General features: G+C 63.1%; 5 protein-coding genes. All 5 read right to left on the bottom strand.

Annotated elements, in window-relative coordinates; genetic code table 11:
* Positions 1-18: 18 nt before the first annotated feature.
* The 5 genes from U5A67_RS37835 to U5A67_RS37855 all read right to left on the bottom strand — a co-directional run bounded on the left by U5A67_RS37835 (position 19) and on the right by U5A67_RS37855 (position 5,891).
* Positions 19-1,782 (bottom strand): FAD-dependent oxidoreductase, encoded by a 1,764-nt coding sequence (locus U5A67_RS37835; RefSeq protein ID WP_321818426.1) that lies wholly within the window; start codon positions 1,780-1,782, stop codon positions 19-21.
* On the bottom strand, positions 1,779-2,249 hold the full coding sequence (locus tag U5A67_RS37840; protein ID WP_321818427.1) for a Zn-ribbon domain-containing OB-fold protein: 471 nt from the start codon (positions 2,247-2,249) through the stop codon (positions 1,779-1,781). Before U5A67_RS37840 ends, U5A67_RS37835 begins: the two co-directional genes overlap by 4 nt.
* Positions 2,246-3,424, bottom strand: coding sequence for a thiolase C-terminal domain-containing protein (locus U5A67_RS37845; RefSeq protein ID WP_321818428.1), 1,179 nt, complete (start codon positions 3,422-3,424; stop codon positions 2,246-2,248). Before U5A67_RS37845 ends, U5A67_RS37840 begins: the two co-directional genes overlap by 4 nt.
* Positions 3,425-3,553: 129 nt before the next feature.
* Positions 3,554-4,648 carry a CaiB/BaiF CoA-transferase family protein gene (locus U5A67_RS37850; RefSeq protein WP_321818429.1) on the bottom strand — a complete coding sequence of 365 codons (1,095 nt, stop codon included), beginning with the start codon at positions 4,646-4,648 and terminating at the stop codon, positions 3,554-3,556.
* Positions 4,649-4,661: 13 nt separating this feature from the next.
* On the bottom strand, positions 4,662-5,891 hold the full coding sequence (locus U5A67_RS37855) for an MFS transporter (RefSeq protein WP_321818430.1): 1,230 nt from the start codon (positions 5,889-5,891) through the stop codon (positions 4,662-4,664).
* Positions 5,892-6,316: the final 425 nt, after the last annotated feature.

A 6,316-nucleotide genomic window follows, 5' to 3' on the forward strand; every position in this document is an offset into this window, starting at 1 on the left:
TGAGTGCGCCTGTTCGTGTTATCGAGCCGGGATTTGGTCGGGCGGAGCGGGGGGCGCTTCGTGAGCGCGTCTTGCGTGGATTTCATGTTCACGCGCGCGCAAAGCTGCAGCCGCATGTGAGGCCACGCGCCAGCCAAACACGATGGCCGGGCCGAGCGTCGCGCCGGGACCGGGATAGCTGCCGTGCATAATGGACGCCATATCGTTGCCGCAGGCATAGAGCCCTTCGACGACGCACTCTCCAGCACCGAACACGCGGCCGTCCGCGTCCGTGCGCAGGCCGCTGCTGCTTGCCGCGTCGGAGGGCCAGATGGCTAGTGCACAATATGGCGCGGTAGCGATCGGGCCGAGGCACGGATTCGGGTGATGTGCGGCGTCGCCGTTGAAGCGGCTGACCGGTGTGTCGCCCTTGCCGAACTCGGTGTCGTGTCCGCTTTGTGCGTAGCCGTTGTGGCGCGCAATCGTGCTGGCGAGCGCTTGTGCGTCGATGCCGAGACGCCTTGCCAGCGCTTCCGGGGTCGCCGCAGTGATGAGATATCCGGAACGCTCGTAGCGGCGCAGCCGTTGGGTGCCAGGCGGAATGACGCCCAGCCCGTATTGCCGGATGAACATCGCGTCGCAGATCAGATAAACCGGCAGGCTGGCGGCGCGTTCGACCATAGCCGCCACGAAGTGGTGATAGGACGCGCCTTCGTTGACGAAACGGCGACCGGCTCCGTCGACGGCGAGCAGGCCGGGCTTCGCGCGGTCGAGATATAGGTGCGGGAAGAGGCGGTGGCCGCGCGGCGTGGGCACGCGCGAGACCGGTTGCCAGAGGAAATCACTGGGATGGCGTACCAGTTCCGCACCTGCCTCGCGGGCAAGCGCAATGCCTTCACCACGCACGGCGGCCGGCGTAAGCGATTCGAACGCTGCCGGGTCGAGCCCGGCACGCAGACCAGCGTGATGGCCAATGCCGCCGGTCGCAAGCACGACGCCGGCCTTTGCGCGCAGGCTGTATCGCTGCCCTTGCGACTCGAAAGTCGCACCGCGTACGTGCCCGGTGTCATCCTTGTCTAGTCCAACTAGTCGAGTTTCGAAGCGTACTTCGACATTCGCGGCGCGCAGGCTGTAGAGCAGCCGCCCGACGAGCGCGTTGCCGAGCACCAGCCGGGTGCCTCGCCGGTAGTGCAAGCGGTCGCGGGCATAGCGGGCGACGAGCCGCGCCGTGTGCGCGAACGCTTTCCACGAGCGGTACCGACGCACGAGGGCCTGCACGTCGGACTTGTTCGCCATCATGCCGCCAAGAACGAGGAAGTCGTCGAGCGGCGCACGCACGCGTGCGAAATCGTCGCCGAGCATGCGTCCATCGAATTCGATCGGTGCGAGTGCGCGACCATGGATCGCCGCGCCGGGCGCCTCGATGTAATCGGGATGCTCGCCGCAGGTTGCGAACGCGAGCGCTGTGCGGCGCTCGAGGAAAGCGATTGCTTCGTTGCTGCTTTCGAGAAACGCGCGGCGTCTCTCGAATTCACAGTCCGGCCCACTGATCGCTTGGAGATAGCGCTCTCCGTCCTCGGGGGTGTCGCTGTAACCGGCTCGCCTTCCGTGCTGGTTGCCCGGCAGCCATAACGTGCCGGCAGACGTGGCCGTCGTGCCGCCAACCTGCGCCGTGGCTTCGCAGAGGACGACCTTGAGCCCTTGGTGTGCGGCCGTGACGGCGGCCGTCATGCCGCCAGCGCCAGCGCCTACGACGATCAGGTCGAACTGTCCGTCACCCTTGTCGTTCCCTCGCGCGCTCATACCGTGTCTGGCCCACACAGGCGCCATTGCAGCAGCGCGTAGGGCGGATCGGCGTCGGCGTGGTGCTCGAACACGCCTTCGACATCGGCGCCGATCGTCACCGCCTGCTGCGGATCGCCGAGCAGGTTGCCGATCATGCGCACATGGCCCGCGTGAGGCATTTCGACGAGCACCGCGAGGTACGGACCATGCCCGGTCAACGCATCATGCGACGGATGCCAGATCCGCTCCCAACTGTAGATGCGGCCACGCGGCGCAACCTCGGTCCACACGGGATCGAAGGTGTGGCATCCATGGCAGATCCATTCGGGGCCGAACTGCCACGTGCCGCAATGATCGCATCGCTGCACGAGCAGGCGGTTCTCGCGTAGTGCTTGCCAGTAGGGCGCGGAAAGACCGTCTGGCTCCGCTACGGGAATTGGAAGACCAGCGGGAAGGTAATACGGGGAAGTGTCAGCTTCTTTCATCGTGTCGTCTCCTTGCCGAGCAGAAGGTTGCTTACAGGCGAGACCATTGGACCTCCGATTACCAGTGCAACATCGTTTCGGCGTGCCTGGTTGCACGACGTGCCGCGTACTTGTCGTACCGCTTCAAGCACAAGTTCGAAGCCATGCATGTAGCACTCGGCCAGATTGCCGCCGCTCGTGTTGATTGGCAGGCGACCGTCGGGGGCAATGAGATTGTCGAGCGTCAGAAAGTCATTGGCCTCGCTGGGAGCGAAGAAGCCGTGCTCGGCTAGTGCCATCACGACGCCGGCGGTGAAGTTCTCGTAACTCTGCACCACGCCGACATCGCCGGGACCGATGCCAGCCATGCGAAAGAGGTCGGGTGCGACGGTGCGGAAGTTGGCGCTCGCGTAAGCTGGGCCATTGTGCGGCACCGCCGCGAAGCGATAGTCCGAGCCAGTGGCGGCCCCGAGGACGTAGGCCGCCTTATCGCCGAACTCTTGGGCGCGTTCCGCTGGCACGAGAATTAGCGCGGCGGCGCCGTCGTTTTCCATGCAGCAGTCAAACAGATGGAAGGGCTCCGCGATCCAGCGCGACGACTCGTACTTTTCGACATCGAGCGGCTTACCGTACATCACCGCTCGTGGATTCGATTGTGCATGCTGATATGAGGCCATAGCGATGGCACGCAGCGCTTCCTGACGAACCCCGTGCTCGTGCATGAAGCGCTGCGCGCGCATCGCGAAGCGCTGAGGCGGTGCAAGCACACCGTACGGCATGAGCCAAGCTTTCTCGCCTGAAATCGTGTCGATGCCAGTGGTGCGCCCGAAGCGCCCGTACTGACCTTGCGCTAGAGAGCGGAACACCACCACGCAATCTGCGAGTCCAGCGACGATCGCCGCCGCGCCGTTTGCGACGGCCGCGCAGCAACCGCCGCCGCCGCCGCCCCACTGCATCGTGCTGGAACGCAGACGTCGCGTGCCGAGCGCCGCAGCAAGTCGTGACGCCTCACTGCGATCGTCGCTGTACGAAGCGAAACCATCGATATCGCGCGGGTCGATGCCCGCGTCGGCGCAGGCGGAGAGAATCGCTTTCAAGGCGAGCTTGAACTCGCTATCCGGCGACTTGCCGTGCCGGTAATACGGCGTTTCGCCGATGCCGACGATCGCCACCTGCCCTTTGAGCGAGCGCGTCATGTTTCCATGCCTCCCGTGCGAACGTATCGGGCCGTTTCCGCATGGGAAATGGCGGGTTCAAATTCATGGCTCAAACCTGCGAACATGATCGCTTGTCCTGGTGAGTGATGAGGAATGCTTGTGCGGCGTTCACCGCTGTAGCTCGTCCGCGTGCCAGGTTTCGAGCACGGCTGGTGCGGTGGTGAGCATGGCCTGTGCGGCTTCGCTGGCGGGCGTTCGGCTAAGACGCGGCGCGGCGGCAGGGCGCACGGCATCTCGTTCGACGACGTAAGTACGCCGCGCCGCGACGTGCTCGTGTTGCGCTGCCTCCCGCAAGCTGAGAACGGGGCTGACACAGGCGTCGGAGTCTCGGAAATGCGCAGCCCACGCGTCGCGGGTCCGCATTGCGAAGCAAGCGGCGAGGGCGGCGCGTATCGTGGGCCAGGCGGCTTTGTCACTGCGCGGCGGAAGACTATCGGGCGAGATCTCCAGGCCTGCGAGGAGAGCTTTCCAGAAAGGCTCCTCAAGCGCGCCAACAGCAACGTAACGGTCGTCGGCGGTTCGATAGGTGGCGTACCACGGCGCACCGCCGTCGAGCATGTGTGTGCCGCGCGGGCCGCTCAATTCGCCCTGCGCGAGCAGCCGGCAGAACAGTGACATCAGCATGGCACTGCCGTCCACCATCGCCGCGTCGATAACTTGGCCATGGCAGCTGGCGCGCGCCTCCAATAACGCACAAAGCACACCGAGTGCGAGAAACATGGCGCCACCGCCGTAGTCGCCGACAAGGTTCAGTGGCGGCACCGGCGCGCCGCCGGCAGCGCCGATGGCATCGAGCACGCCAGTCAGGGCGATGTAGTTGATATCGTGGCCCGCGGTCGAAGCAAGCGTACCGGTTTGGCCCCAACCAGTCATCCGGCCGTACACCAGGCGCGGATTTCGCGCGAGGCAGGCTTTGGGCCCGAGGCCAAGGTGCTCCATGACCCCGGGGCGATTGCCTTCGAGCAGAACGTCTGCGCGTGCGATTAGTTCCAGCGCCGTGTCGCGATCGTTCGGTTGTTTGAGGTCGAGCGGAACAACCCGACGGCCGCGTTGCATGAAATTGGTCGTGTCGATCGCGGTGCGCGGCCGCGCGATCTGTACCACGTCCGCGCCCATGTCGGCGAGCAGCATCGCGCAGAATGGCACCGGGCCGAGCGCGCTGAATTCGATCACGCGCACACCAGAAAGTGGACCTCGTTGCATGTCGTCTCCCATTTCAGCCGCGAGCGGCCATGCGGCGCCCGGCGAAGAATACGCATGCCGACGACAGCGCAAAGAACACAGCGACCACGATCATGCCGGCGGCGAGATTGTGCGTCTGCTGCTGCAGGCGGCCGACCATCATCGGGACGATCCAGCCGCCAAAAATGGCGCCGAACGAACTGATGATTGCAATCACGGCAGGCTTGGCCTTCGCCGGAAGATACGTTTGTGGAATCGACCAGAAAATCGCCAGGGAGGCATAGACGCCGATGTTGGCGAGCATGAAGCCGATCAGCGCGCCGGCCATCGTGGTGGACAGGGCAACGGTCGTATAGCCCGCTGCGGCGATCAGCATACAAGCGACCGTATGCAGCACGCGCTCCTTGCGACGATCGGAATGTCGGGACAGCAACGTCATGCCGACGATGCCCGCAAGCGGCGGAAAAGCAGCGACGAAACCGATAATGCCGAGCGGCACGCCCGCGTGATGCAGGATCTGCGGTAACCAGGCGCCGACCGTTGCGTTGCCCGAAAAGATGCCGACGTAGCCAAGCGTGAGCACCCACATCTCGGGTCGGCGCATGAGGGCCATGACGCCCGACGGTACGCCGTGTGCCGGCGCCGCGTTATCGTTTTCGAGCTGCTTTTCGAGCCAGAGCTTCTCGCTTTGCGAGAGCCAGCCCGCTTGATGCGGTCGGTCGGTCAGATAGAACGCGCCGAAGATGCCGAGCGCAACGGCGGGCAAACCCTCAAGGAGGAACAGCCACTTCCAGCCCGGGACGTTCCATGTGCCGTCAAGTTGCATGATCGCGCCGGACACGAGCGATGCGAGCACGTAGGCCGCCGGGATCGAATAGGAGAACATGGCGTTGTAGCGCGCCCGGTATTGCTGAGGAATCCAGTAGCTCAGGAACAGGAAGACGCCTGGTGTCAGTCCTGCTTCAGCAATGCCGAGCAGCGCTCGCATCGTATAGAAGCTATAAGGACCACTTACGAATGCCATCGACATCGTAACAATGCCAAATAGGATGGCAATGCGCGTGAGCGTAATGCGTGCACCGTAACGGGCTAGCGCCAGATTGCTGGGCACCTCGAAAAGCGAGTAGCCGAGAAAGAGAATACCCACGCCCATGCCATACATCTGAGGTGTGAGTCCTAACTCCCTGTTCATTGAGAACGAGGCGAAACTCAAATTGCCACGGTCCAGCACGGACACGACGTAGAGCGCAATCAGATACCACATCAATCTCCGTCCGACGCGCGAGACGACCCGGGACCCATCGACTACCGCCTCTCCCGATATGGCCGGCGGTGGCTTCGAGGCGACCGCTGGGGATTGGGGCGACACGCTCATGCTTATCTCCTTGTATTGTCTGTCCTAACTGGAGGGACCAATTTGGTGGGTCAATATATTGGACGAGGACAGCATTTTACAGCCCGGGAAATCCCTTAGCCGAGAAGGCAAGGCGAGAGTATCCGGCGATATATTGAATATTTATGGCACGAAATTCGACAAAAGATCATAAAACGTAGAAATAATTTTTAACTACACGGATAGGTGCGATAGTGCCTTTAGTCGAAAATCCTCGTTTCGAGCGGCGACGATCATATTGACCATCTCATGATTCAATCTATAATTGGTCCCACCAATTTTATTGGCCCCACCAC

It is taken from the genome of Paraburkholderia sp. J69-1 (assembly GCF_905220255.1).
In the GTDB taxonomy this organism is placed as follows: domain Bacteria; phylum Pseudomonadota; class Gammaproteobacteria; order Burkholderiales; family Burkholderiaceae; genus Paraburkholderia.

Bases quoted from the DNA above. Each gene is read 5' to 3' on its own strand.
- U5A67_RS37845 (WP_321818428.1), bottom strand. From the start codon at position 3,424: ATGACGCGCTCGCTCAAAGGGCAGGTGGCGATCGTCGGCATCGGCGAA.
- U5A67_RS37835 (WP_321818426.1), bottom strand. From the start codon at position 1,782: ATGAGCGCGCGAGGGAACGACAAGGGTGACGGACAGTTCGACCTGATC.
- U5A67_RS37840 (WP_321818427.1), bottom strand. From the start codon at position 2,249: ATGAAAGAAGCTGACACTTCCCCGTATTACCTTCCCGCTGGTCTTCCA.
- U5A67_RS37850 (WP_321818429.1), bottom strand. From the start codon at position 4,648: ATGCAACGAGGTCCACTTTCTGGTGTGCGCGTGATCGAATTCAGCGCG.
- U5A67_RS37855 (WP_321818430.1), bottom strand. From the start codon at position 5,891: ATGTGGTATCTGATTGCGCTCTACGTCGTGTCCGTGCTGGACCGTGGC.